The sequence below is a fragment of the Fibrobacter sp. UWT2 genome, assembly GCF_900142545.1.
Lineage (GTDB): Bacteria > Fibrobacterota > Fibrobacteria > Fibrobacterales > Fibrobacteraceae > Fibrobacter.
In genome coordinates this window covers 1-24,906 of record NZ_FRBF01000008.1, presented here as the reverse complement: position 1 = coordinate 24,906, position 24,906 = coordinate 1, and the positions used below count along the sequence as shown (strand labels likewise).

Sequence of the window (24,906 nt, the reverse complement as noted above, 5' to 3'; positions counted from 1 at the left end):
TCTAGAATTTCCGGCTCATGACAAACATGACCGTACGCAAATCCCATTCGCTCCCCACCTGCTTTTGCAATAATTCCTCGGTTGTCGGGTATCGATGATTTTCAAATTTGCGGTCGCGCGAGACAGACGCCATAAGCATGCCGTTCCATTTTTGGCTCACCTTGATCGATGCCATCGGAGTTATACTCACCGTTACAAAGCTCGGATTGTAATCCTTGTATGCATCGTCAAAATCATATTCATGCTTAAAGCCGCTCGCATTCACTGCAAGCATCGCCATAGGCACACGCTCAAAAGGCATCATATAGATGAGCGTACCGCCATATTTGTACTTAAAGCCGTTCACCATGTTTTCGTTGCCGGCTTTCCACACCTCTTTATCTTCGGCGCCCGTATATGCAGAATACCGGAGTTCCGCCGTCCCCTTCAAAATAATCTTGGTCCAATCACTCTTGGGCAAAAAAGCAAGCAACGGAATCGTGAGCGCCGTGTGGTAACGCATGCCGTATGCGTATTCCGTAAACATAATATCACGCCTGTACTTTCGTTTTTCGGGCCGGTAAACACCCATAAAAGTTGCAGTGCGACCATAGTTCAGCGCCGTCCCCGTATTCGCCTCGGCGCCCAATTCCAACAAATGCATCAGTTCAATTGCAGCATCAAGTTTTACGCCAACCCCAGCAAAGTTCACATCGCCCGAAGCCAAGCCCTTAAAACTCAGCAATTTGCCGAAATCCTGTTGCACCTTAAAATGGTATGTGTACGCAGGCACCGCAAACGCAAAAAAAGGCCAGTTATGCAAAGTCTCCGAATTCTTGAGCGAATTGTGCGGCAACAAAAGAGAAACTATCGAAAGCGTGCCCTCGCGCGAAGTCTTGAGCCCTGTGCTATCAGCCACCGCAACAGAATCCGTCTTAACAGCAGAGCTATCGGCAGGTTCATCTGCAACAGCAAATGCGGCAACAAACAGCACCGAAACAATCACCAATTTGCAAATTCTTCGCCAAAGCATAAGCCCATGGGAATATAGATAAACAACTCGCCAAAGTTGCCCCGCACACCCCAAAATTTGTATATTCTTGGGCACTGAGGTTTATATGTCTCGAATTTTTAGCTCTCTCGCAATTCTTTTTTCTGCAATCGCATTTTGTGCCACAAGCGCCCTCGCCTTCGATGTATCGGTCAAGGCGAACGTCGATAACGCCCAGGTGTTCGTGGGCGACATGTTCAATTACGAAATCCAGGTAGTGGCCCCCGAAAACGCAATCGTCGACTTGCCGAGCTTTGTCGGAAACCTCGGCAGCTTCGAAGTCAAGGAAATGAAGAACGAAAAGGTGACCGAAGGCATGCCCAAGGGCACCGCCAAATTCACCTGGCTTGCAACGCTCAACACCTTCGTGAGTGGCGACTTTCTGATCGCCCCGCAGCAAGTGAGCGCCATCGTCGGTAGCGACACCGTCAAAACAAGCACCGACCCCGTAGCCGTCAAAGTTTCTACCCGCACCACCGGCGAAGAAGACGACATCTTGGAAGTCGAAGATCCGATGGATGACCCGCGACTCCCGCAGTGGCTCTACATCGTGCTGATTGTGGTAGGCGTTGCCCTCCTCGTATTCCTCGGCTGGTTCCTGCATAAAAAGTTTGCGAAGGCTGGTGCCGCCCCGAGACTCCCGCCGTACGAAGAAGCGGTGCTTGCCCTTAAGGAACTCCGCCAGAAGAATTACCTCGCCGAAGGCAATCAGGGCGACTACTTTATGGCCCTCGGCTTTATTACCCGCCGCTACATAGAACGCCGCTTTGAAGTTGATATTCTCGATGCCACCGTGGCCGAACTTAAGCAGCGTATGGCTCACGTGGCAGGCCTTCCGCAGGCTTACAAGGAATCGGTCGTGACACTCGCCGTCGAAACTGAACCGGTGAAGTTTGCCAAAATGAAACTCGAAGGTGAACGCTGCCGTTTCTGGGACGAATGGGCCGACCGCCTGCTCGAAGACACCAAGCCCACTCCCGAAGAGGAGCAAGCCAAAAAGGACGCCCTCAAGGCCGCCGTACAAACCGTAAAGGCAGAACGCGCCAAGGCTTCAAAAAAGAAATCGTAGCAGAAGCTACGAATTCCCTTTCAAGATTTCTTCGATATCGCTACGGCTCAAATAGAGCCGTTCATTTAAGGCGTTTGCAATTCCGCAAAGGGACTTGCGGCATGCCATCAGGATGTTGAAATCCTGCTCCACCACGCTGGTTTCCGCCAGCTGAAAATAATAGCAGGCCGCCTGAAAACGCTGGTAATCCGGATCGCTCTTGTAAAGCTCCGCAGGCAGCTCCTTCATGACCGTATCCAAATCGCAGGAAAAATCCTTGCGCATCAGAAATTCCGCCAAATGCCCCGCCATAGCGATATGGGCATCACCTTCCAGTTCGCTGCCGGCAATGTGCGTAATGCCCGGACGCTCCTTGGACATGTCCATCTTCACGTATTCCAGCGGGCGCTTGAACAAATAGGCAATCAGGGCGTGTCCCGCCTCATGATTGCACAACTTCTTGAATTCTTCTTCACCGAAGAATTCCACCATGGATTCACGATTTAATTCTGACATTGTGTAAGCCAGCTATTGATAACGAGTTCTTTCGTTTTACGAAGCCTTCTTGCGGCTCTTCTTGGCAGATTCGGACTTCTTCTCCGAAGGAGCCTGCAAGCCGCTCTTCACAATTTCTGCAGTCACCACGAACTGCTTGTTGCCGGAGCCCGGCATTTCGAACATAGCCTTCTGCAATGTCTTTTCCATCACGGAACGGAGGCCGCGGGCACCTGTCTTGCGGGCCATAGTTTCGCGGACAATTTCCTTGAGGGCATCGTCTTCAAACTTCAGCTCAATACCGTCCATTTCGAACAGGCTCTTGTACTGCTTCACAAGGGCATTCTTCGGCTGAGTCAAAATATTCAGGAGGGCAGCCTCGTCGAGTTCTTCAAGAGCAACAGCAACGGGCAAACGGCCCACGATTTCGGGAATCAAGCCAAACTGGATCAAATCATCGGGTTCCAGGAGCTTGAAAAGTTCTGTCAGGGAATTTTCTTCGGCGCTGCGGATGTCGGCACCGAAACCCATGCCGCCCGTATTCACGCGGCGGGAAATAATCTTGTCGAGCGTTTCGAAGGCGCCACCGCAAATGAACAGGATGTTCTTGGTGTTCACCTGCACAAGCGGCTGTTCGGGGTGCTTACGGCCACCCTTCGGCGGCACGGCAGCCACGGTACCTTCCAAAAGCTTTAAAAGACCCTGCTGCACGCCTTCACCGCTCACGTCGCGAGTAATGGAGGGGTTGGCAGTCTTACGGGCAATCTTATCAATTTCATCGATAAAGATGATACCGCGTTCAGCGCGGGCCACATCGTAGTCAGCAGCCTGCAACAGGCGCACAATGATGCTGTCCACGTCTTCGCCCACGTAACCGGCTTCAGTCAGCACGGTAGCGTCGGCAATGGTAAAGGGGACATCCAGGAAACGCGCCATGGTCTGTGCCAAAAGCGTCTTGCCCGAACCGGTCGGACCCACCAGGAGCAAGTTGGACTTTTCCACTTCTTGCGCATCGGGGTGAGCCTGCTTGTAACGCAGACGCTTGTAGTGGTTGTACACAGCCACCGAAAGGGCAGTCTTTGCCTGGTCCTGGCCAATGACGTATTCGTCTAGGTGGGCCTTGATTTCTGTAGGTAGCGGGAGCGGCTTGGAAGAAGCCTCGGCAGCCGCAGATTCCTGCTTCGCGCGCACGCGGTCTTCTTCGATAATGCGGTGGCACATCGCAACGCAGTCGCTACAAATCTGTACGCCTGCGCCCGTAATCATCTTTTCGACGCGTTCTGCGGGCTTGCCGCAAAAACTACACGTAACCGTCGGGTGATTTTTCCCGCTACGATACATTAAATTCCCTCTTTACGCGGAACAAAGATTTCGTCGATAACGCCGAAGGCCTTTGCTTCTTCGGGGCCCATATAGAAATCACGGTCGGTCTTCTCGCGGACTTCGTCAATGGACTTGCCGGTATGCTTGGCAACAATTTCTGCCAAGGTTTCCTTAGTGCGTACGATTTCTTTTGCAGTAATCTGGATATCGGTAGACTGACCGGTAGCAGCACCCGACGGCTGGTGAAGCATAATGCGGGAGTGCGGGAGCGCATAGCGCTTGCCCTTGGTACCTGCCGCAAGCAACACTGCAGCCATCGAAGCGCAGTTACCAATGCAGATGGTCGCGATATTGGGGCGAACATGCTGCATGGTGTCGTAAATGGCAAGCCCTGCCGACACGTAACCACCCGGGCTGTTAATGTACAGCGTGATATCCTTTTCCGGATTCTCGTATTCAAGGAAAATCAGCTGGGCCATGACGTTGTTTGCCACTTCGTCGTTAATCGGCGTGCCCAGGAAGATAATGCGTTCCTTGAGGAGACGGGAGTAGATATCGTAGGCGCGTTCACCGCGTCCGGTGGTCTCAATGACGGTAGGGATGATCATTCAGTTTACCTCTTACTTGTTTTCTTCAGCAGCCGGGCGGATACCGACGATGAAGTCGGCAGCCATCTGAACACGGAGTTCATCGCGGAGCTGGTTGATGCGGCCGGACTGACGGAAGTGGCCCTTGAGGGTTTCAAAGTCCACATGGTAGGCGGCGGCCATCTGCTTCAGACGTTCATCAACGTTAGCCTGCGACGGCTTGATCTTTTCTTTAGTTGCAATAAAGTCGAGAATGCGGTGCTTCTTGATTTCGCGGATTGCTTCCGGAGTAAGGCCGTTCAGCTGTTCTTCGGTCGGTTCCACCACGTCCTTTTCGCTCTGGGCGTTGCGGTTCAGCGTCCACTTGATCAGGTCATAGACGCGAGCCTTCGGCACTTCGAACGGGTTGGCTTCGATAATCTTGTCGAGAGCTTCGTTGATAGCCTTGTTCTTGGCGGCGTCCTGCTTCTGGTTAGCGAGGCCTTCGGCGAGGTTCTGCTTCAATTCTTCGACGTCCTTCACGCCGATCTGCTTGCAGAATTCTTCGTCCATGGTCGGCGGAACAATAGCGCGCACGTCGGTGATTTCCACCTTGAACTGAGCGGTCTTGCCGCGATAGCGTTCGTCCTTGTGGTCATCCGGGTACTTGAAGTTGATTTCCTTGGTTTCGCCGGCAGTTGCACCGGTGAGACCTTCGTCGAATCCCGGAGAAGCGGACTGGCCGAGGAGGCTACGGAATTCCTTGTTTTCCGGGAGTTCCTGCTTTTCGCCGTCGATCACCACTTCGAGGTAGTTACCCACCACGACGTCGCCCTTGGCGGCAGCGCGGTCCACATGTTCGTCCTTGCTCCACATCTGGATCAAGCGGTCATATTCTTCCTTGACTTCTTCTTCGTGGACGGCAGTTTCGGGAACGGTAACGCCCGTGTCGGCGTAGCCCTTGATGTCGATTTCCGGATCCATTTCGACTTCCACCTTAAGTGCGATGTCGTTTTCCTTGTCGTCCTTGAAATCCACGACCTTCATCTGGCCAACCGGAATAATATTTGCGTTCTTGAGCGCTTCCTGAACAAGCTTGTTCACGACTTCATCCACAGCTTCCTGACGGATAGCGCCGCCAAACTGCTTCAGGATCATGGCCTTCGGCACCATGCCCTGGCGGAAACCCTTCATGGACACCTGCTTCTTGTACTGGCCCAGCTTCTTTTCGAAAGGAGCAGTGAGGTCTGCCTGCGGGATGGTGATTTCGAGTGTGCGCACGGTTGCGCTTGTTTCTTTGATTTCTACGCTCATAATGAACTCCGAGAGTCGGTTAAAAAATTATTGAAAAACATGCGAGAGGAGGGAGTCGAACCCTCACACCGAAGTGCCAGATCCTAAGTCTGGTGCGTCTGCCAATTCCGCCACTCTCGCGATTTTGCACCCAAAGATACAAAAATTTTCATTTACCGATATCTCCATTCACCTTATTTATCGCCGGGAAGGGCAATTTTGTCAAAGAAAGATGCTAATTTTTAGTTATGGAAATCACACCGACCAAAAGACAACTCTACCCCGATATTGCTTGCGGTTTCCTGATTATCCATATGATATTCGGCCACATCACGCAGCATGCGGGGCTGTGGCACGGACAAACCTCCCTGTACTTTTTCTGGTGCAGCCTGTTATTCTTCATGATGCCCTGGTTCTTCTTCAAGGCCGGAATGTATTTCCGCCTCAAGGACACGCTTGTCGAAATCAAAGCTTCGGCCAAAAGGCTCCTGATTCCATTCGCAGTATTTTCACTCTGCGGCGCATGCCTCGAATACGCCGCCAAGATGAGCAACGAAGGCTTTACGACAATCGGCTTCATTCGGGACAACTTGCGCAATCTATTGATGGGCGGCGCCCTCGAAAGCAATCCTCCGCTTTGGTTCCTGTTCAGCCTCTTTTTTGCAAGAATCATTTTCAACATTCTTTTTAAGAAGCTGCCCGACTACATCATCGCCATCATCGGACTCCTTGCCGCCTGCGCCTTCATGTATGCGCCCCTGGATCTGCCCCATTATCTCGGAAACATCTCTGCAGGATTATTCTTCCTTGCGGCAGGGCATTACTCAAAAGACCTGCAATTCAAGCGTCCTGTCCTTATTGCCGCCATCATAACATTTATCGCCATCTATGCCTTCGACAATCCGCAGGTAGACATGCATCTCCACCAGGTCTCTAGCGGTACGTACCTCTTATGGCTCCCTGCATCGCTTGCAGGCATCGTCATCCTCGACCATATCGCCAAAATTCGCCTACTTGAAAAAACAAGGTTGCAAGTCATCGGCAAAGATTCCATGACCTATTACGTTTTGCACTGGCTCGTCATCGTGTGCGTTTCGATTGTCGTCAAAAGGATCTTGCCCGACGCCTCCGTAGAACTAAAGATTGCGCTCTATACAATCGCTTGCGTCATCATCCTCCCCTTTACCGTCTTTGTTCAGAAACGCATAAAATCATGCAAGCTCTAAGAAACATCAAGATAGGCGTTTTCATCTCTCTGGTCAATGTCCTCATCCAGGGCGTTTCTGTCGTTGTACAGAATCTTATCGCAAACAATTTGGGAATTGTCAAGTTCGGTTCCTTCGGCATCCTGCAAAGCGACTACACCATCTTCTGCGCCCTCGCCGACTTTGGCATGGCAACGCTCATTTTGGCCTTTTTCGGCAAGCGCGCCACAAACGGCACCCTGTTCACCAATGTCTTGCAACTCAGGCTCTTCATGACAACCTTAGCGGCCATCGCCATGGTCGTCTTCGCCTTCGCCGTCCGAAGAGAAAGCGACGTCTTCGAAGGTGAACTGGTTCTTGCGCTTGGTCTACTCTTCCAACACGCCTTCTTTGACTGGTACTTCATTTGCGGTAACTTCTGGAAAAAACTTCTGATTTCCAAGGTTCTCCATACGCTGTCCTACTGCACCGTCATGGGGATTGCCCTCTGGGTGCTCAAGCTTGATTCTATCCCATTGATTGCGCTCGCCATGGTGATCGCGGCTCTACCCGCCTTCGGTTTCGGTGTCGGCCAGGCATTCACCCTGAAGATATTCCGCATCGGCTTGCACACCATCCAATTCTTCAAACTCATGTTCAAGTCGGCATGCCCCTATGCGCTTTCGAGCATCGCAAGCTTTGCCTACCTGCCCGTGGGCCTTTACACGGTCGCACACTTTACTACTCCCGAATTCCTGGGCGCCTACAACTTCTCGCACAAGCTTATCATTCTCGCTTCAGGGCTTATGGTGCATTTCATTTCGTCAAGCCTCATAACCCTCCACCAAACCGATACCCGCGTCCTCCACTTGCGCGACCAAGCCGTATTCACGCTTTTCATCGCCGCGGCCACGACACCCTTCTGGCTTTTCCCGCAATACACGCTCCGGATTATTTTCTTTGCAGCCCCCTGGACACCCGATGTTCTCGAAACCAGCTGTTACTGCCTGCGCATTCTCGCCTGCTCCCTGATACTCCAGGCAACCCGCATGGGAATGATTTCAACATTACTGAAAGAAAAGCGCACCTGGCTCTACGGCATCATGATTACAATCGGCGGCATCATCAACATTGCCGTCTGTATCGGCGGTGCAAACTTGCTCCAGGCGCCTTACATTCCGGCACTCACGCTTTCGGGCGATTTATGCCTGAGTCTGTTCCTGCTCGCTTACTTTGTCAGAAACCGCAGGCTCCGCTGGTAATTCTTTAACCGTGCCGCGCTTTTGCCACATGCACACGGTAGAAACGAAATAAATCACTGCACCCCAGATGCAGAAAATCCCCTGCTTGTAACCTGCCGTAAAGAACCACCATCCCACAAAGTAGATGAAGTAGGTATACATCAGGACCTGTCGCGGGGTAAAGGGCTTGCACAAGCGCAAGTGAAGCACCGTGAGGCCAATCCCGCACAAGAGCGGAAGCAGGAACACGCCGAACAAGTGGAAGTCCTTGTAAACTTCCCAAAGGTAGTTCACCGTATTGAACCCTTCCACCTTCTGAATCTTATTGTTGAAGGAATCGTCCCAGTGGAAACTGTTCCTGAATGAACCCGTGAGTTTCGCATATTCGAAAATGCCGTTAAAGAAATCGATTCCGTATGTATGCGGATGGATTTCGCGATCATTCGGCGGGTTCAGGGCATAATCCAAATTCCAGTAATTGTTCGCCAGGTACTTGTAAGGCAGTTCCAGAACCACATCCATCGCCTTGCCTTCGGCAGAGCCGCCACCGTACTGGTCACGAAGACTACCGATCGATACGAAAACCGCGATGGCAACCACCAGAAGCGCCGCAATGACTATCGGCGAAATCCGCTTATACAGGTAGTTCACAAAAATCAAGAAGAAACCGACATTGAAAAACAGAGTCGTTCTGTTCGGGTACGTCATCAGGTTTATGGCAATCGTTACGAACACCATGACAACGGCCACACGGCGCACCCACTGCACGTTATTGAACTTTTTAAATGCCGCCACACCGAAAAGCAGGACACACAACGGACCGCTATTGAACAAGAGAGCGTAATAACCGTAGTTGATATCCTTCGTCATCCACTTGGCCGGGCTATCCGTAAATATGATCAGGTTGCCCACCACCGAGAATACGCCGTAAACGCCCACAAGGAACAGGCAGAATACGCCAAACGAAAGTACCAGGTGAACCGTCCAGTTGTAGCGTTTCGGGGCTACTGGCTGGGCGACGTTGACCGGCAACGCCTTCGACTTCGCATGAAGCCTTGCGATAATACAGCCGCTTGCAAACGACAAGAATCCCAGGAGCCACACGCCCCAGGTATAAAGCTTAAAGTCACTCATCGCCCTGTTTATCTGCAAATAAGAGATAGCGAGGGTAATGCACTGCGCAAAGCAATAGACGTTGAGCGGACTGAAGAAATCCTTCTTGAACCACCAAGACTGGAATAGGCAAAAAATGACTACCAGAAAAAGGGCGGCGCTGACCGGATATTCTATCACCCACGAAAACACGGGCTAGCCCTTGTTCTTTTTAAAGAATCCCTTGAAGGCGTTCCATTCCACAGCCACCGAGGAGCCGCGCTTCGATTCGCAGGCCAGGTAGCCGAGCAAGTTGCTGACGATCGTCGCAATAATGCAAGCCACAGAGAAAACGAAAATCAAGGTGACACCCCTCAACGGGTAAATCTTCTTGTCGTTTTCCCAAGGCGGTTCAAGCACGTGCAGGTTCGTAAGCATCTTCGCTTCTTCCATGCGCATCTGTTCGCTCTGTTGACGAAGCAGCTTGTACATGGCTTCTTGCACGCGGATTTCCGTTTCGCGACGCATGTATTCGGCGCCAAGTTCCGGAGACTTCTTGAGGGCGACCATGCCCATGTTCTCGTGGCGGCCCTTCAATGCGCCGTGCAATGCAGAATTCACGCCCTGGTAGCGCTTGGTCAATTCATCATAGCGCTTGCTCTTTTCGCCGCGGTCCGCCTTTTCGAAAGCCATTTCGATAGACACTTCTTCACGCTTGGCCTGCAAGGCGCCCAGGTACTTGATCGTCGATTCAAGCTGTACGTTCGGATCGTAGAAATTGTTGTCCACCTGGAACTTCACGAAGTCAGCCACCAGGGAATCTAGCGCGTGTTCGCAGGAATCGAGCCTGCTCTGGAAATAGATTCTAGACTGCCTTGCCTGCGCCGTCTTGAATGCGTTGAACGCGGAGTCCGCCTTCTCAAGCATGAACGAGACCATCTTTGCTGCAAGCCTAAAGTCTTCGTCTTCTATGGTGATAGCGAACATGTCTTCCTTGTTGAATTCCACTTCGAAATTCTTGCGGAATTCCTTCAGCAAGTCCGCATGGAAATCACCATCGAATTCATAATGTTCCGCCAGGTTGAATTCCTTGATCACCTGGTCATGCAATTCCCATGAATTGAGAATGGTCCAAACAGCGTTTTCGTCTTCGTTGGCATTGGCAAAACCGAGGAGCGAACTCATGCCAGAGGCGCCGCCCAGCATAGAACTCAAACCACTCAACGAAGTCTGAGACGGAGACGGAGGAGTCACGATAGCCGTTGCCGCATACACGGGCTTGATCACCCACATGACAAGAATAAAGGTGACAAGCGTAGGGATGAGGACTATCGCCGCGCACAACTTGAAATGCTTCAAGTCGTTATTCAGCAGACGAAGACAGACTTCAATAAAACCGACCGATTCCTGCTTTTCCATACAAAACTACTTATAGTTGACGTAAATGATGAATGCCGAAGAAATCACAGTCAAGAGCGATGCAAGGAACAACGTGAAATCCTTGAAAGATTCATAGCGGCTCTTCGGAATTTCGATATAGTCGCCCGGCAAAATCTGGTCTTCGGTCACGCTCAGGTAAAGCGGTTCGGGCTTCTTGCCGCGCCACACCTTGATCTGGTTCCATGTACCCGTAATCGTATTAATTCCCGACGCCGCCACGTAATCAAGCGCATGCCACGAGGGATTGTAAGGAAGCCTTCCGATATAGCTGACGGAGCCGCCCACATACACAAGCATTTCCTGCACCGAGAATTCAACTTCGGTATTCGGGGCAACCGTCGTCTTGCTCATTTCAGAAATGTCGAGCCAGCGCGGAGCCGCTCCGGGTTCGCGAACACATAACGCCTTGTAGCCATAGTTATGCAAGCGGAAACCGCCCACAAGATCAAAGTATTCCTGCAAGGTGCGGCCTTCCTGGTAGGCGGCGCTAGTCCTGTAACCCGGGAAAATCAAGGTAACGTTCTGGCCCATCTTCACGAACGGCACGTAAACCTTGTCACCCTGTTCCAGCATAATGTCGTTGGCAAATTCACCCTTCGTCGACATGGCACTGTAATCAACGTGAATCGTGTCGCTACCGCGAATCACTTGCACGTCTTCGATATCGGCACTCAAAAGGGTTCCGCCCACCTGACGCAAGAACATGCTAAGTCTCGTCTGCGGTTCCACCAACTGCTGGCCCACCTGCGCAATGGCGCCCATGGCGTTCACCTTAAACTTCTTGAGTGCAGCCAGCTGGACAAAGCATTGGTCGCGCTTGTAACGCTTGGCTACAAGATCCAAAATCAATTCGCGTGCTTCGGCAAGCGTCTTGCCACCTACGACGACACCGCCGCATTCTTCAATGGCGACAGATCCGTCCGGATACACCTGCACCGACAAATAATTTTCTTCGAGCATCAAGTCCAGGAAATCGCCCGGGCCAAGCACATAGTTCGAATCCACGGGAGATTCAGCAAAAGAAGGCTGCATCGCGACAGAGCTTCTCGAAGAGATTCCGCCTTTCTTCGCGGAAAGCAATCCCGAACTAAAAAGATCGTCATCGGCAAAAAGGCTAACGCAAAGTAAAGCTATGAATAGTATAAAGTTACGCATGTTTCTATAAAATACAAAAATAATGGCTCGAGGTACAAATTGTGAGCTATTTGTAGCTTGGATTTTTGATCAATGCCCCCAAGGCCCAACTACAAAAAAACAGGGCCCGATTCGCATCGGAACCCTGCTTTAATCTTTTGCACAAAGATCAATTATGCCTTGCTTTCGCCTTCGACCATGCTCACAGCATCGGACTTGGCAGGTTCAGCAGCCTTCTTGGTCTTCACGACGATTTCGTCTTCGACGAGACCGACGAGAGCCATTTCGGAAGCGTCACCAGCGCGGTTCGGGCCGAGCTTGATGATGCGCGTGTAGCCGCCGTTACGGCCAGCGTAGCGAGGACCGATCGTTGCGAACAGGTCCTGCACAGCCTTCGGGCTCATCACGAAGCGAGAAGCTTCACGACGTGCAGAAAGGTCACCCTTCTTTGCATAAGTGATCATGCGATCCACGCAGCTGCGGACGAGCTTAGCCTTGTGGAGAGTAGTGCGCACGTAGCGGTTGCTCTGCTCGGCTTCCATGCCCTTCTCAAGAATAGAAGTGGTAAGAGCGCGGAGGATGGCACGCTTGTGCTGAGCGTTAACGCCCAATTTCTTGTTTTTTACACCGTGTCTCATGTTTAATCCTTCAAGTAGTCATCGACGTCCATGCCAAAAGAGAGGCCCATGGAGGTCAACACCTCGTTAAGTTCCACCAAGGACTTCCGACCGAAGTTCTTGTATTTAAGCATATCGTTTTCCTTGTTGCGCACAAGTTCGCCAACGGTATGGATGTTTGCCATACGGAGGCAGTTGCTGGAGCGAACGGAGAGTTCCAGGTCGTCCACGCGGGTGCGCAGGAGCTGGGCGATACGCTGACGTTCTTCATCCATTTCAAGTTCTTCGGGGCTTTCGAGATCGCCTTCGAAGTTGATGAAGATTTCCAAGTGGTCCATGAGGAGCTTTGCAGCGTATGCAAGAGCGTCTTCCGGATCGATGGAACCGTCAGTCGTGATTTCCAGTTCCAGACGGTTGTAGTCCGTCTTCTGGCCAACGCGGGTATCGCTGATGTGCATCGCGACCTTCTGCACCGGGTTGAAGTTGGCGTCCATGGCGATCACGCCAATCGGAGCGTCCTTGTCCTTCAATTCGTCGGCAGTGACGTAGCCGCGACCGCTGGAAATCTTCACTTCCAGGGAGAGCGATGCGTTACCGTTCAAAGTAGCGATATGGACGTCCGGAGTCAAGATGGCGACATTCGGATTGTCCATGAAGTCCTTGGCCGTGACTTCACCTTCGCCGGACATGTCCAGGCGGAGGGTTTCGTCGTGGTCGGACAGGAGCTTCACGCGGATGCTCTTGAGATTCAGGATAATGTCAGTGACATCTTCCTTCACACCCGGAATCGTCGAAAATTCCTTATCGACGCCTTCAATTTTCACGGAGACAATAGCCGCACCCTGCAGAGAGGAAAGGAGCGAGCGACGGAGGGCGTTACCGAGGGTAATACCCCAGCCACGTTCCAAAGCCTCTACGACAAACTTGGCGTAGCGACCATCTTCGCCGGTTTCCACTTTCTGGAAGCTGCGCGGCATCTGAAGTGATTTCCACATCATTGGCGATACCTCTTTTAATTAGACTCTTCTCTTCTTTTTAGGACGGCAACCATTGTGCGGAACGCCCGTCACGTCTCGAATAGAGAGAACTTCGAGGCCCGCATTCTTGATAGCACGGACAGCGGATTCACGACCGCCACCTGCGCCCTTGACGCGGACATCTACCTTGCGCATACCGAGGTCGAAAGCCTTGTGGGCAGCGACTTCAGCGGCGAGCTGGGCAGCAAACGGAGTGCTCTTGCGAGAGCCCTTGAAACCGGAGTTACCCGGAGAGCCCCAAGCGACCACGTTGCCGCGAGCATCGGTGATAGAAACGATTGTATTGTTGAAGGAAGCGAACACGCAGGCGATACCCTGAACGTCGATACGCTTCTTGCCCTTCTTGACCTTTTCTTCTGTAGCAGCAGCGACCGGAGCTTCGGCAGCGGCAGCAGTTTCCTTAATTTCTTCTTCAGCCACGATGAATCTCCTTACTTCTTCTTGTTAGCCACAGTCTTCTTGGGGCCCTTACGAGTGCGGGCATTGGTACGGGAGCGCTGACCGCGAACAGGGAGACCCTTGCGGTGGCGGATGCCGCGATAGCAGCCAATATCCTGCAGACGCTTAATGTTCAAGGTGATTTCTGCGCGGAGCTGACCTTCCACGGAGTATTCGTCTTCGAGGAGATGACGAATCTTACCTTGTTCTTCTTCAGTCAGGTCGTCACACTTCTTGTTCTTGTCAATGCCCAGCTGAGCACAGACCTTGTTAGCGGTGAACAGACCGACACCATAGATTGCCGTCAGACCGTATTCAACAGTCTTGTTTTTCGGTAAATCGACACCAGCGATACGTGCCATACGATCTCCTTATCCCTGCTTCTGCTTGTGACGGGGGTTCTTCGAACAGATGATGCGCAATACACCCTTACGGCGGATGATCTTGCAGTTTTCACATCTGGGTTTGATGGAGGCTTTGATTTTCATAGGTTTGACCTTTCTTTGAAAATACCTATTACTTGTAACGGTATGTGATTCGCCCACGGTTAAGATCGTAGGGGGAAATCTCTACCAACACTTTGTCGTCCGGCAAAATTCGAATGAAATGCCGACGCATTTTTCCTGAAACATGAGCGAGAATCTCGTGGCCATTTCCGAGTTGGACACGGAAGAAAGCGTTGGGGAGAGCTTCCAACACAACACCTTCTACTTGTATTCCTTCTTCTTTAGCCACTAAGACGCCATCCTGCCGCGAATGCGGCCATGCTTGAGGAAACCTTCATAATTCTTGGTATGCAACTGGGCTTCGAGTTGACGGAGCGTATCCAGCGCCACACCGACCACGATAAGTACCGAGGTGCCCCCAATATAGAAACTCATATTGAGTGCGTCTTTGAGATGGAGCGGACCAACACTGATTAAAGCGAGGAAAAGCGATCCAGGCAAAGAAATTCTCGTGAGAACGTGGTCTATGTACTTTGCAGTTTCGTTACCCGGACGGATTCCCGGAATAAATCCACCACTTCTCTTGAGGTTTTCGGCAATGTCGTTAGGGTTGTACTGGATTGCCGTGTAGAAGTAGGTGAAGAATATAATCAGGAGAGCGAAGATCACACTATAGGTAATGTGACCCGGGATGAACGCAGCCGCAAAGGACTGCATCGCAGAAACGTTCGGGAACCAGGAAGCGATCATGGCCGGAATGAACATGATGCAGCTTGCGAAGATCACGGGAATCACGCCAGCGGTATTCACCTTGAAGGGCAAATAGCTGGACTGACCGCCCACGACCTTGGAACCGACAGTCCTGCGAGGACTTTGGAGTGGAATGCGACGGTTCGCTTGCTCGACGAATACGATAAAGCCAACAATCAAGACCACCACTGCCAAGATAAAGATCTCGATAGCGAGAGGCTGGATGTCTTCCTTAAACATTTCGAATTCTGCAAGGGCAGCCCGCGGAAGGCCGCCGACGATACCGGCGAAGATGATAAGAGAAATACCGTTACCCACACCGTGCGAGGTAATCTGCTCGCCCAGGTACATCACGAAGATCGTACCGGCGGTGAAGGTCAGGGTAGCTAGTAAACGGAAACCGATGTTTCCGGCGCCCGTAGCGAAGTCATCAGCCAAGACAGACACTCCGGCACCGGTAGCGGTTGTCACCTTAAGGGACGAAAGCCACACAGAAATGCCCCATCCCTGCAAGGCAGCGAGAGCTACCGTAAAGTAACGGGTATATTGGTTCAGCTTGGCGCGCCCTTCCTGGCCTTCCTTCTGCAACATCTGGATAGCCGGGATAACGGAACCCATCAACTGGATAATGATGGATGCACTGATGTAGGGCATGATACCCAGGGCGAAGATAGTTGCCTTAGCAAAGGCACCGCCCGTGAAGGAGTCATACAGGCCGAACAAATTATTCGAGTTACGGAAGAACTCCGCCAGAACGGCAGAATTCACTCCGGGAATGGTGATGTGTGCACCAAGGCGATAGATGATCAGAACACCGAGCGTAAAAAGAAGCTTTTTACGCAGGTCTTCAATCTTAAACGCATTAGCGAACGCATCAAGGGCTTTCTTGAGAGCTTCCATTAGACGATCTCGACTTTGCCGCCAGCAGCTTCAATCATGGCCTTAGCCTTTTCGCTGATGGCGTTAACCTTTACATTGATTGCCTTGTCGATGGTACCGAATGCGAGGACCTTGATAGGCAGTTCGATGTTCTTGATGAAACCCTGGTCAAACATTGCCTGGGCGTCGAAGTCCGTCACGCTGCAAGAAGCGAGCTTCTTGAGGTTAACGATCTGCGTGTCCTTGGCGAAGTGAGACTTGAAGCCACGCTTCGGGATACGACGGTGGATCGGCATCTGGCCGCCTTCGAAGGCGACGCGACCGGCCTGTGCACTCTTACGAGCGCCGGCACCCTTCTGGCCACGACCAGCGGTGGTGCCCCAACCGGAACCCGGACCGCGACCAATGCGCTTGCGGCTCTTGCCCTTGGCAGCCTTGCCAGGATTGAGAGTATTGAGTTCCATCTTAGATCTCCTCGACCTTCACCATGTCAGCCACGGCATTGATCATGCCCTGGATGCTGGGGGTCAAAACGTGTTCAACAGACTGTCCGATCTTGCGGAGGCCGAGAGCAGCCACGTTAGCGCGGTGCATCGGGAGACGACGGACAGTACCCTTAATCAAAGTAATACGAACTTTCTTCATCGTGTATTACTCCTTAGGCATTGGCGCCGCGGAGGGCAGCGCAGTCCTGTTTGTTCTTCTGGGCCAAGAGACCTTCGAGGCAGGCGCTCACGACAGTGCTCGGGTTGGAAGAACCGTGAATCTTGGTGAGGATGTTGCGCACACCGGCCAGTTCGAGAACGGCACGGGCAGCGGCACCGGCGATAACACCAGTACCCGGAGCAGCCGGCATCAAGAGGATGCGGGTTGCGCCGCTCTTGACTTCGATGTCGTGGGGAATGGTGCCGTCGAGGAGCTGCACTTCAACGATGTTACGCTGGGCGGCTTCGGTACCCTTACGGATAGCTTCGGAAACTTCCTTAGCCTTACCGAGACCAACACCGACCTTGCCGTTCTTGTTGCCAACGACAACGAGAGCGGAGAAGGACATACGGCGACCGCCCTTGACGGTCTTAGCGCAACGGTTGATGTGTACAACCTTGTCTTCAAATTCAGAAACTTGAGCTTCGCGTTCCAAAGTGTACCTCACTAGAATTTGAGTCCGCCTTCACGAGCTCCCTCAGCGAGAGCCTGAACGCGACCGTGATAGATGTAACCGCCGCGGTCAAAGACCACGGATTCAATGCCCTTGGACTTAGCGACTTCAGCAATCTGGATACCGAGCTGCTTGCTCTGTTCCGACTTCGTCATTTCACCAAACTTAGCCTGGAATTCCTTGGCAGTGGTGGTGAGCTGGACGAGAGACTTGTTGTTTTCGTCGTCGATAATCTGGGCTACCATGTGGGACAAGGAACGGCGAACAGCCAAACGAGGGCATTCTGCAGTTCCGACAACAGACTTGCGTACGCGTTCGTGGCGTGCGATTCTGGACTGGATTCTTTTCTTAGCAATTGCAGTCATAGTTTACCCTTATTTACCTGTCTTCTTACCTTGCTTACGACGGACAATTTCGCCTTCGTACTTGATGCCCTTGCCCTTATACGGTTCAGGCTTGCGGTACTTGCGGATTTCTGCCGCAGCTTGGCCGACCTTCTGCTTATCGATGCCCTTGATGGAGATCTTCAGCGGGTCAACAGCCTTGAGTTCAACGCCTTCCGGGGCCTTGAAGATAACCGGGTGAGAGAAGCCGAGAACCAAGTTGAGGTCCTTGCCCTTCTGTTCCACACGGTAACCAACGCCGACGATTTCGAGCGTCTTCTGGAAACCCTTGGTCACGCCTTCGACCATGTTGGCAACGAGAGCGCGAGTGGTGCCGTGGATGGCACGGGTGAACTTCTGATCGTCAGGACGAGAGAAGGAAAGCTGGTTGCCTTCGAGCTTGATTGCAATCAGTTCATGAACGTCGGTCTCGAGCTTGCCGAGAGGACCTTCAACCTTGATGTTCTGACCATTGACGGCGACTTTCACGCCGGCCGGGATATTGATAATAGCTTTACCGATACGGGACATCTTTACCATACCTTTGCGATGACTTCACCACCCACGTTTTCCTTGCGGGCTTCGTGGTCGGTCATCACGCCTTTAGATGTGGAGATGATAGCATAGCCAAGGCCATTGCGAACGCGCGGAAGCTTTGCGGCGTCAACGTAGTGACGGAGACCCGGCGAAGAAATGCGCTGGATGCCCTGGATAGCGGATTCGCCCTTCGTGTAACGGAGGAGGACCTTCAAAACGCCCTGCTTACCGTCTTCAACGACGACGAACTTTTTAATGAAACCTTTTTCCTGCAACACGCGAGCGATTTCACGCTTCAAGTTGCTGGCAGGAATGTCCACCACGGGGAGCTTTGCCGAAGCGGCATTGCGGATACGGGTGAGCATATCGGCGATAGGATCTGTCATTGCCATGAGTATACTCTCCTTACCAAGACGACTTTGTGATACCGGGGATTTCGCCGGCGAGTGCCATTTCGCGGAAGCAAATACGGCAAAGGCCAAAGCGGCGCATAAAGGCGTGCGGCCTACCGCAACGCTTGCAGCGGTTGTACCCACGAACGGTATACTTCGGGGTGCGCTTGCATTTTTCAATCATTCTTGTGCTTGCCATGGTATTACCTTACTTCCTGAAGGGGAGTCCAAGTTCTTCGAGCAGGGCGCGGCCTTCTTCGTCCGTCTTTGCAGAGGTCACGAAGGAGATGTCCATACCGAAGGTACGAGAAATCTTGTCAATGTCGATTTCAACAAAGATCGTCTGTTCCTTGATGCCGAGGGTGAAGTTACCCATGCCATCAAAGCCACGACGTGCGAGACCACGGAAGTCACGGACACGCGGGAGGTCGATGTTGATGAGACGGAAGAGGAAGTCCCACATGTTGTCGCCGTGCAGGGTGACCTTGGCACCGATACCAATGCCTTCGCGCAGATGGAACTGAGCGATAGCCTTCTTGGCGTTGGTGACGACAGCCTTCTGGCCGGTAATAGCGGTCAGAGTGTCAACGGCTTCATCCAGGATCTTGCGGTTAGAGGCGGCAGCGCCGACACCCATGTTGAGCACGATCTTCTGGAGGCGGGGAATTTCCATCACGTTCTTGTAAGCAAACTTCTGCTGCAAGGCCGGAACTACTTTTTCGAGATAAAATTGCTTCATCTGGTTCATGTGTTACCTCAGATAGCCTTGCCGGACTTGACGCTCACGCGGGAAGCCTTCTTGCCAGCTTCGCGCACGATACGGGTACGGACAGGAGTGTTGCCTTCGAGGAGCATCACGTTGGAAATGTCGATCGGCAGTTCCTTTTCAATGATGCCACCAGTCTGGTTGGTCTGGGACGGCTTTTCATGACGCTTGCGGACGTTCACGCCCGAAACGGTCACCTTGCCACCCTTGACACTGATCACGGTGCCGGTCTTGCCCTTGTTGGCACCGGAAATCACCTTGACGTTATCATTCTTCTTGATGTTGGCCATTAGAGAACCTCAGGTGCGAGGGAGATGATCTTCATGTATTTCTTGTCGCGGAGCTCACGAGCCACCGGTCCAAAAATACGGGTTCCACGAGGTTCGCCATCCTTGTTGATGAGAACCACGGCGTTGTCCGAGAAACGGATGAACGTGCCATCCGGACGGGCAATTTCTTTGCGAGTGCGCACGACGACGGCGTCAGCTACGGAACCCTTCTTCACCTTGCTCTGGGGGATAGCGTCTTTAACGGCTACCTTGATGACATCACCGATGCTGGCATAGCGACGGTTGGTGCCACCCAAAACACGGATGCAGGCGACTTCCTTGGCTCCACTGTTATCGGCCACGACGAGTCTGGTTTCTTCTTGAATCATATTCGCCTTACTCCAAAACGATTATTTCTTCTTAGCTACAATGCGAACGAGGCGCCAACGCTTCGTTGCAGAGAGCGGACGAGTTTCCATGATTTCCACCAGGTCGCCTTCACCGGCTTCGTTGTTTTCATCGTGAGCCTTGAGCTTCTTGGTGGTGGTCATGATCTTGTTGTACACCGGGTGACGCTTACGGTTTTCAACCACGACAGTGATGGTTTTATCCATCTTGTCGGAAGAAACGACACCCTGCTTTACCTTACGAAGGTTTCTATCCATTTCCTGCTCCTGCCCGGCTTATGCCTTGGCCTTTTCGGTGAGGATGGTCTTGACCCTAGCGATATCCTTACGGGTATTGCGGATCGAAGAGGGTTTTTCCAAGTTACCGAGCTTAGCAGCCATACGGTAATTGAACAAATCGAGATTCAACTGAGCCAGTTTTTCCTTGAGCTGGTCAACGCCCAGTTCCTTTAATTCACGTGCCTTCATTAGATCTCCGATTCTTCGATGATTTTGCACTTGAGGGGGAGCTTCTGTGCTGCGACATGGAGAGCTTCCATGGCCAGTTCACGTTCAACACCACCCATTTCGAAAATGATGCGACCCGGGAGGATAACGGCTGCCCAGAATTCGACGGCGCCCTTACCCTTACCCATACGAGCTTCTGCAGGGTGACGGGTGATCGGCTTGTCGGGGAACACGCGGATCCACACACGGCCACCACGCTTGATCTTACGGGTCATGGCGATACGAGCTGCTTCGATCTGGCGAGCGGTGAGCCAGCACTTTTCGAGAGCCTGAATGCCGAATTCGCCGAAGGCGATGGAGTTGCCGCGGGAGGCAATGCCCTTCATGCGGCCTTTCATCTGCTTACGATGTAATGTTCTTTTAGGACTCAGCATAATTACTTCTCTCTCTTGTTATCGTTCATGACGTCCTTGCCAATCTTTTCACCGTGCATGATCCACACCTTGATACCGATGGAACCATAAACGGTCTTAGCAATGGCAGTCGCGTAATCGATGTCGGCGCGGAGAGTGTGCAGAGGCACGCGGCCTTCAGCATACTTTTCGACGCGGGCAATTTCAGCACCACCGAGGCGGCCGCCGCACTGCACCTTGATACCTTCCACACCCATACGCATAGCGGACTGGATGGCACGCTTCATAGCGCGGCGGAAGGAAATACGCTTTTCGAGCTGACGAGCGATGTTTTCGGCAACCAGCTTGGCATCCGTTTCCGGGCGCTTGATTTCCTGGACGTTAATATAGATTTCTTTACCGGTGAGGAACTGGAGTTCGCCCTTGAGCTTTTCCAATTCTTCGCCCTTACGGCCGATCACGATACCCGGACGGGCAGTGAAGAGGTTCACGTTCACCTTCTTGACGGTGCGTTCGATGCCGACCTTGGAAAGGGAGGCATGTTCAAAACGCTTCATCAAGTAACGGCGGAGCACGATGTCTTCATAGAGAAGATCGGCAAACTTGTCTTCGGCATACCACTTGGATTCCCAGCCGCGGATAACGCCAAGACGAAGACCATTCGGATGAGTTTTCTGACCCATTGTAATTACTCCTTGTTGGCCACAACGACTGTGATGTGAGAGAGCGGCTTTTCGATACGGAAAGCACGGCCCTGGGAACGGGGGTGGATACGCTTCATGATGGTACCACCGTCGGCAGTGATGGTCTTGACGACCAATTCTTCGGCGGCAACGGCACCAGCGGCCTTCTGCTTGAAGTTAGCAACAGCGGACTTCAGAGCATTTTCGACCAGCGGAGCACCCTTGGTCTGCGTGTGGAGAATAGAAAGCATTGCGAATGCTTCTGCAACGGACTTGCCGCGAACCAGGTCGACAACGCGACGGAGCTTGCGAACGCCGTAACGGACGTTTTTCACTTTAGCAACAGCTTGCATTATTTCTTTCCTCCAGCAGCGGTTTCAGTCTTACGGTGACCGCGGAAAGTACGGGTCATGGAGAATTCACCCAGCTTGTGGCCGACCATGTTTTCGGTCACGTACACGGGGATGAACTGCTTGCCATTATAGACGGAGAACGTAAGTCCGACCATATCAGGAATGATGGTGGAACGACGGGACCAGGTCTTGATAGCCTGTTTCTTGTCGGAACCGGCCATAGCCTGGGCTTTGGTCATAACGTGGGAATCCACGAAAGCACCTTTCTTAAGGGATCTAGACATGAATTAGGCCCTCTTCTGACGACGACGTACGATGAATCTATCGGTACGCTTATTGTTACGAGTTTTGGCACCCTTAGAGTTCTTACCCCAAGGAGAGCACGGATGACGACCACCAGAGGTACGACCTTCACCACCACCAAGGGGGTGATCGACCGGGTTCATAACGACACCGCGGACGGACGGGCGAATGCCGAGCCAGCGAGAGCGGCCTGCAGAACCCGAGGATTCATTCATGTGATCGATATTGGAAACCTGACCCACGACGGCGAGGCAATCTTCCGGAATGTAGCGAACTTCGCCACTCGGGAGCTTGACCTGGCAGAGCTTGCCGTCTTTAGCGACGAGTTCTGCACCTGCACCTGCGGAACGAGCGATCTGAGCGCCCTTGCCCGGTTTCATTTCGATGTTGTGGATAATGGTGTTCAGCGGAATGTCGCGCAGCGGAATAGCGTTACCGATGCGGAATTCGGCACCTTCGCCAGAATTCAGCACATCACCAACCTTGACTTCAGCCGGGGCGATGATGTAGCAGCGCTTGCCGTTCTGGTACTTGACCAGGGCGATACGAGCGGAACGGTTCGGATCGTATTCGATCGTTTCGACAGTGCAGGGGATGCCAGCGAACTGACGCTTGAAATCGATGATACGATACAGTTTCTTGTGACCACCACCGCGACGGCGGGAGGTGATTTCACCGGCGTTGTTACGGCCGGAGCTACGCTTGATGCCTTCGGTGAGCGGCTTGTACGGCTTGTCCGCAGTGATTTCCTTGCGGTCACCAATCTGCTTGTAGCGCAGCGTCGGGGTAAGCGGGCGATAAGACTTCAGACCCATGATTATACTCCTTCGAACTCGGCAATCTTTTGCCCGGCCTTAAGCGTGATGTAGGCCTTCTTCCAGTTGGACTTCTTGCCGGCGACCATGCCCATACGAACGCGCTTCATCTTGCCGCGGTTGATAAGGGTATTGACGGAATCAACCTTGACGCCGAAACGCTTTTCGATAGCGTCCTTGATCTCGGTCTTCGTTGCGGTCTTGGCAACCTTGAATACATACTTGTGCACGTCATTGCGAGAAGCAGCCATCAGACGGGCGGTAGCTTCGGTAATGTGCGGTGCAACGAGAATTTCGTGAAGTTCACTCATTAGCGGCCTCCTTCCAGTTCGGCGAGAGCTGCCTGGGAGATGACGACGTTGTTGGCGCGAACGATGTCGTAAGTGTTGACATCAGCAACGCGTGCGCAACGGCACCAAGGAATGTTGTTAGAAGACAGGTAAAGGTTCTTGTCAGCTTCGCTCACGAGGAAGAGAGCGTTGCGCTGTTCGAGACCGGCCTTGTTGAGGACGGCGAGGAGATCCTTAGTCTTCGGAGCGCCGAAGCTGAGAGCTTCGAACACCTGCACCTTGCCTTCGGCAGCCTTAGCAGCGAGAGCAGAGCGGAAGGCGATCTTCTTGACCTTCTTGTTCACCTTTTCAAAGTAGTCATGGGACTTCGGACCATGAGCCTTGGCACCACGAACCCACACAGCAGAGGTGTTCTGACCGGAACGAGCGCGGCCCGTACCCTTCTGCTTCCAGGGCTTCTGACCACCACCGCTAACGGCGGACTTGTTCTTGGTCTGGGCAGTGCCCTGACGGTTGTTGTTCAGGATAGCCTTGATATGCAAGTACATGCAGACCTTGTTGACTTCCTGATCGAACATGGCCGGGAGCTGAATATCATTCTTGAAATCGCCAGTAGCGGCGAAAAGCTTTGCTGTAGCCATTAGTCTTTCCTCACCACGATGATGCTGTTCTTTGCACCGGGAACTGCGCCGCGGACAAAGATCAGGTTGCGGTCGCCGTCAACCTTGACGACCTGGAGGTGCTTCACGGTCACTTTCTTGTTACCGAACTGACCGGCCATACGCTTGCCCGGGAAAACGCGCCCCGGATAAGAGTGAGCGGACGTACCACCCGGTTCGCGCATGTTGTGCGTACCGTGAGAACGAGGACCGCTGTGGAAGTTATGGCGCTTGATGGTACCGGAGAAGCCGTGACCCTTGGAGAGGCCAGAAACGTTCACCGTCTTCACATCGGCGAAGTCAGCTGCACCGAATTCCTTGCCAACCGGCCAGGCTTCGAGATCAGCGACATCGAATTCAGCGAGGTGTTCACGAACAGCGACATCAGCCTTCTTGAAGTGGCCGATTTCAGCCTTGTTGGCGCGCTGTTCTTTCTTGAGACCAAAGCCGATCTGGACAGCAGTGTAGCCGTCCTTCTCTTCTGTCTTATGGCAAACGACCACGCACGGACCGGCTTCGAGAACCGTTACAGGAACGCGTTCGCCCTGTTCCGTGAACACTTGGGTCATTCCCAATTTCTTTGCGAGAATACCGTTCATTGTTATTAAACCTTAATTTCGACTTCAACGCCTGCCGGCAAGTCAAGTTTCATGAGGGAATCTACAGTCTGCGGCGTAGCATCAAGGATGTCGATAAGACGCTTGTGCGTACGGGATTCGAACTGTTCACGGGAAGTCTTGTTGATATGCGGAGAGCGGATCACCGTATACTTCTGGATCTTCGTCGGAAGAGGGATGGGGCCGGCAATGCGTGCCCCAGTGTTCTTAGCTGTATTCACGATGTCTTGAGCAGAGCGGTCGATCATACGATGATCGAAGCTCTTCAAGCGAATACGAATGCGTTCACCAGCCATGATAATTCCTTACTTGATGATTTCGGTTACGGAGCCAGCGCCAACGGTACGGCCACCTTCGCGGATTGCGAAGCGGAGCTGCTTTTCCATTGCCACCGGGGCGA

Annotated in this window: 40 protein-coding genes and 1 tRNA gene; 3 read left to right on the top strand and 38 right to left on the bottom strand. The window is 52.6% G+C overall.

The features are described 5' to 3' along the window. Nucleotide 1: 1 nt before the first annotated feature. Entirely contained in the window at nt 2-1,012 is a 1,011-nt protein-coding gene (locus BUA40_RS07225) for a hypothetical protein (RefSeq protein WP_143149722.1), read from the bottom strand. 85 nt (nt 1,013-1,097) lie between these two features. Between BUA40_RS07225 and BUA40_RS07220 the strand changes: the two genes are divergently transcribed. Further along, nucleotides 1,098-2,099, top strand: a complete 1,002-nt coding sequence (locus BUA40_RS07220; protein ID WP_255369239.1) for a hypothetical protein — start codon at nt 1,098-1,100, stop codon at nt 2,097-2,099. A 6-nt stretch (nt 2,100-2,105) separates the two neighbouring features. On the opposite strand, the gene BUA40_RS07215 is transcribed toward BUA40_RS07220, so the two are convergent. From BUA40_RS07215 to BUA40_RS07195, 5 genes are all read right to left on the bottom strand, one after another. Then, complete coding sequence (locus BUA40_RS07215; protein ID WP_072799967.1) at nt 2,106-2,594, bottom strand: hypothetical protein; 489 nt, start codon at nt 2,592-2,594, stop codon at nt 2,106-2,108. 36 nt (nt 2,595-2,630) lie between these two features. After that, nucleotides 2,631-3,914, bottom strand: a complete 1,284-nt coding sequence (gene clpX, locus BUA40_RS07210; RefSeq protein ID WP_072799966.1) for an ATP-dependent Clp protease ATP-binding subunit ClpX — start codon at nt 3,912-3,914, stop codon at nt 2,631-2,633. Next, the gene (locus BUA40_RS07205) at nt 3,914-4,504 is read right to left on the bottom strand and encodes an ATP-dependent Clp protease proteolytic subunit (protein WP_072799965.1); all 591 of its coding nucleotides are present in this window, start codon (nt 4,502-4,504) and stop codon (nt 3,914-3,916) included. The genes clpX and BUA40_RS07205 overlap by 1 nt, the downstream gene beginning before the upstream one ends. A 12-nt stretch (nt 4,505-4,516) precedes the next feature. Then, complete coding sequence (gene tig, locus BUA40_RS07200; protein WP_072799964.1) at nt 4,517-5,776, bottom strand: trigger factor; 1,260 nt, start codon at nt 5,774-5,776, stop codon at nt 4,517-4,519. Nucleotides 5,777-5,816: 40 nt separating this feature from the next. Then, nucleotides 5,817-5,896 (bottom strand) — tRNA-Leu (locus BUA40_RS07195). Between the two features lie 107 nt (nt 5,897-6,003). Between BUA40_RS07195 and BUA40_RS07190 the strand changes: the two genes are divergently transcribed. Both BUA40_RS07190 and BUA40_RS07185 read left to right on the top strand, forming a co-directional pair. After that, complete coding sequence (locus BUA40_RS07190) at nt 6,004-6,981, top strand: acyltransferase family protein (protein ID WP_072799963.1); 978 nt, start codon at nt 6,004-6,006, stop codon at nt 6,979-6,981. Continuing rightward, nucleotides 6,969-8,201 (top strand): oligosaccharide flippase family protein, encoded by a 1,233-nt coding sequence (locus BUA40_RS07185; protein ID WP_072799962.1) that lies wholly within the window; start codon nt 6,969-6,971, stop codon nt 8,199-8,201. Before BUA40_RS07190 ends, BUA40_RS07185 begins: the two co-directional genes overlap by 13 nt. Here the strand turns inward: BUA40_RS07185 and BUA40_RS07180 are convergent. The 32 genes from BUA40_RS07180 to BUA40_RS07025 all read right to left on the bottom strand — a co-directional run. Then, a complete protein-coding gene (locus tag BUA40_RS07180) occupies nt 8,142-9,473 on the bottom strand; it encodes an O-antigen polymerase (RefSeq protein ID WP_178299581.1) in 1,332 nt (443 codons plus the stop codon). The two genes, BUA40_RS07185 and BUA40_RS07180, sit on opposite strands and share 60 nt — an antisense overlap. Nucleotides 9,474-9,488: 15 nt before the next feature. Continuing rightward, on the bottom strand, nt 9,489-10,691 hold the full coding sequence (locus BUA40_RS07175) for a Wzz/FepE/Etk N-terminal domain-containing protein (RefSeq protein ID WP_072799960.1): 1,203 nt from the start codon (nt 10,689-10,691) through the stop codon (nt 9,489-9,491). A 6-nt stretch (nt 10,692-10,697) separates the two neighbouring features. Next, nucleotides 10,698-11,867 (bottom strand): polysaccharide biosynthesis/export family protein, encoded by a 1,170-nt coding sequence (locus BUA40_RS07170; protein ID WP_072799959.1) that lies wholly within the window; start codon nt 11,865-11,867, stop codon nt 10,698-10,700. Nucleotides 11,868-12,019: 152 nt separating this feature from the next. Beyond that, nucleotides 12,020-12,484: a 50S ribosomal protein L17 gene (gene rplQ / locus BUA40_RS07165; protein ID WP_072799958.1), complete on the bottom strand. Its 465-nt coding sequence runs from the start codon at nt 12,482-12,484 to the stop codon at nt 12,020-12,022. A 2-nt stretch (nt 12,485-12,486) separates the two neighbouring features. Further along, complete coding sequence (locus BUA40_RS07160) at nt 12,487-13,461, bottom strand: DNA-directed RNA polymerase subunit alpha (protein WP_072799957.1); 975 nt, start codon at nt 13,459-13,461, stop codon at nt 12,487-12,489. Nucleotides 13,462-13,479: 18 nt separating this feature from the next. Further along, a complete protein-coding gene (gene rpsK / locus BUA40_RS07155; protein WP_083532333.1) occupies nt 13,480-13,920 on the bottom strand; it encodes a 30S ribosomal protein S11 in 441 nt (146 codons plus the stop codon). An 11-nt stretch (nt 13,921-13,931) separates the two neighbouring features. Then, on the bottom strand, nt 13,932-14,300 hold the full coding sequence (rpsM, locus tag BUA40_RS07150; RefSeq protein WP_072799956.1) for a 30S ribosomal protein S13: 369 nt from the start codon (nt 14,298-14,300) through the stop codon (nt 13,932-13,934). Between the two features lie 9 nt (nt 14,301-14,309). Then, entirely contained in the window at nt 14,310-14,426 is a 117-nt protein-coding gene (rpmJ, locus tag BUA40_RS07145) for a 50S ribosomal protein L36 (protein ID WP_014546097.1), read from the bottom strand. 28 nt (nt 14,427-14,454) lie between these two features. Continuing rightward, the gene (gene infA, locus BUA40_RS07140; protein ID WP_014546098.1) at nt 14,455-14,673 is read right to left on the bottom strand and encodes a translation initiation factor IF-1; all 219 of its coding nucleotides are present in this window, start codon (nt 14,671-14,673) and stop codon (nt 14,455-14,457) included. Further along, entirely contained in the window at nt 14,673-16,034 is a 1,362-nt protein-coding gene (gene secY / locus BUA40_RS07135) for a preprotein translocase subunit SecY (RefSeq protein WP_072799955.1), read from the bottom strand. Before secY ends, infA begins: the two co-directional genes overlap by 1 nt. Next, complete coding sequence (gene rplO / locus BUA40_RS07130; protein WP_072799954.1) at nt 16,034-16,477, bottom strand: 50S ribosomal protein L15; 444 nt, start codon at nt 16,475-16,477, stop codon at nt 16,034-16,036. Before rplO ends, secY begins: the two co-directional genes overlap by 1 nt. Nucleotide 16,478: 1 nt before the next feature. Further along, complete coding sequence (gene rpmD, locus BUA40_RS07125) at nt 16,479-16,658, bottom strand: 50S ribosomal protein L30 (protein WP_072799953.1); 180 nt, start codon at nt 16,656-16,658, stop codon at nt 16,479-16,481. Nucleotides 16,659-16,671: 13 nt separating this feature from the next. Continuing rightward, nucleotides 16,672-17,154: a 30S ribosomal protein S5 gene (gene rpsE, locus BUA40_RS07120; protein ID WP_072799952.1), complete on the bottom strand. Its 483-nt coding sequence runs from the start codon at nt 17,152-17,154 to the stop codon at nt 16,672-16,674. 11 nt (nt 17,155-17,165) lie between these two features. Further along, a complete protein-coding gene (gene rplR / locus BUA40_RS07115; RefSeq protein ID WP_072799951.1) occupies nt 17,166-17,537 on the bottom strand; it encodes a 50S ribosomal protein L18 in 372 nt (123 codons plus the stop codon). A 9-nt stretch (nt 17,538-17,546) separates the two neighbouring features. Further along, nucleotides 17,547-18,086 carry a 50S ribosomal protein L6 gene (rplF, locus tag BUA40_RS07110; protein ID WP_072800078.1) on the bottom strand — a complete coding sequence of 180 codons (540 nt, stop codon included), beginning with the start codon at nt 18,084-18,086 and terminating at the stop codon, nt 17,547-17,549. 2 nt (nt 18,087-18,088) lie between these two features. Further along, nucleotides 18,089-18,484 carry a 30S ribosomal protein S8 gene (gene rpsH, locus BUA40_RS07105; protein ID WP_072799950.1) on the bottom strand — a complete coding sequence of 132 codons (396 nt, stop codon included), beginning with the start codon at nt 18,482-18,484 and terminating at the stop codon, nt 18,089-18,091. A 13-nt stretch (nt 18,485-18,497) separates the two neighbouring features. After that, nucleotides 18,498-18,683: a type Z 30S ribosomal protein S14 gene (locus BUA40_RS07100; protein ID WP_072799949.1), complete on the bottom strand. Its 186-nt coding sequence runs from the start codon at nt 18,681-18,683 to the stop codon at nt 18,498-18,500. 9 nt (nt 18,684-18,692) lie between these two features. Further along, nucleotides 18,693-19,232, bottom strand: a complete 540-nt coding sequence (gene rplE / locus BUA40_RS07095; protein ID WP_072799948.1) for a 50S ribosomal protein L5 — start codon at nt 19,230-19,232, stop codon at nt 18,693-18,695. 8 nt (nt 19,233-19,240) lie between these two features. Beyond that, on the bottom strand, nt 19,241-19,540 hold the full coding sequence (gene rplX / locus BUA40_RS07090) for a 50S ribosomal protein L24 (RefSeq protein WP_072799947.1): 300 nt from the start codon (nt 19,538-19,540) through the stop codon (nt 19,241-19,243). Next, complete coding sequence (gene rplN, locus BUA40_RS07085) at nt 19,540-19,908, bottom strand: 50S ribosomal protein L14 (RefSeq protein ID WP_072799946.1); 369 nt, start codon at nt 19,906-19,908, stop codon at nt 19,540-19,542. Before rplN ends, rplX begins: the two co-directional genes overlap by 1 nt. A gap of 21 nt (nt 19,909-19,929) precedes the next feature. Beyond that, on the bottom strand, nt 19,930-20,184 hold the full coding sequence (gene rpsQ / locus BUA40_RS07080; protein WP_072799945.1) for a 30S ribosomal protein S17: 255 nt from the start codon (nt 20,182-20,184) through the stop codon (nt 19,930-19,932). Nucleotides 20,185-20,202: 18 nt separating this feature from the next. Beyond that, nucleotides 20,203-20,394 (bottom strand): 50S ribosomal protein L29, encoded by a 192-nt coding sequence (rpmC, locus tag BUA40_RS07075; RefSeq protein WP_072799944.1) that lies wholly within the window; start codon nt 20,392-20,394, stop codon nt 20,203-20,205. Beyond that, nucleotides 20,394-20,807, bottom strand: a complete 414-nt coding sequence (rplP, locus tag BUA40_RS07070; protein ID WP_072799943.1) for a 50S ribosomal protein L16 — start codon at nt 20,805-20,807, stop codon at nt 20,394-20,396. The genes rpmC and rplP overlap by 1 nt, the downstream gene beginning before the upstream one ends. 2 nt (nt 20,808-20,809) lie before the next feature. After that, entirely contained in the window at nt 20,810-21,469 is a 660-nt protein-coding gene (gene rpsC, locus BUA40_RS07065) for a 30S ribosomal protein S3 (protein ID WP_072799942.1), read from the bottom strand. Between the two features lie 5 nt (nt 21,470-21,474). Then, on the bottom strand, nt 21,475-21,822 hold the full coding sequence (rplV, locus tag BUA40_RS07060; RefSeq protein WP_072799941.1) for a 50S ribosomal protein L22: 348 nt from the start codon (nt 21,820-21,822) through the stop codon (nt 21,475-21,477). Next, nucleotides 21,822-22,106 carry a 30S ribosomal protein S19 gene (gene rpsS / locus BUA40_RS07055; RefSeq protein ID WP_072799940.1) on the bottom strand — a complete coding sequence of 95 codons (285 nt, stop codon included), beginning with the start codon at nt 22,104-22,106 and terminating at the stop codon, nt 21,822-21,824. The genes rplV and rpsS overlap by 1 nt, the downstream gene beginning before the upstream one ends. A gap of 3 nt (nt 22,107-22,109) precedes the next feature. After that, complete coding sequence (gene rplB / locus BUA40_RS07050) at nt 22,110-22,940, bottom strand: 50S ribosomal protein L2 (RefSeq protein WP_072799939.1); 831 nt, start codon at nt 22,938-22,940, stop codon at nt 22,110-22,112. 2 nt (nt 22,941-22,942) lie between these two features. Further along, a complete protein-coding gene (gene rplW, locus BUA40_RS07045; protein WP_072799938.1) occupies nt 22,943-23,251 on the bottom strand; it encodes a 50S ribosomal protein L23 in 309 nt (102 codons plus the stop codon). After that, nucleotides 23,251-23,871, bottom strand: coding sequence for a 50S ribosomal protein L4 (rplD, locus tag BUA40_RS07040; RefSeq protein WP_072799937.1), 621 nt, complete (start codon nt 23,869-23,871; stop codon nt 23,251-23,253). The genes rplW and rplD overlap by 1 nt, the downstream gene beginning before the upstream one ends. Then, on the bottom strand, nt 23,871-24,488 hold the full coding sequence (rplC, locus tag BUA40_RS07035; protein ID WP_072799936.1) for a 50S ribosomal protein L3: 618 nt from the start codon (nt 24,486-24,488) through the stop codon (nt 23,871-23,873). Before rplC ends, rplD begins: the two co-directional genes overlap by 1 nt. A gap of 5 nt (nt 24,489-24,493) precedes the next feature. Then, on the bottom strand, nt 24,494-24,802 hold the full coding sequence (gene rpsJ, locus BUA40_RS07030) for a 30S ribosomal protein S10 (RefSeq protein ID WP_072799935.1): 309 nt from the start codon (nt 24,800-24,802) through the stop codon (nt 24,494-24,496). A 9-nt stretch (nt 24,803-24,811) separates the two neighbouring features. Further along, a partial coding sequence (locus tag BUA40_RS07025; RefSeq protein ID WP_139258114.1) for an EF-Tu C-terminal domain-related protein occupies nt 24,812-24,906 on the bottom strand: 95 nt, incomplete at its 5' end.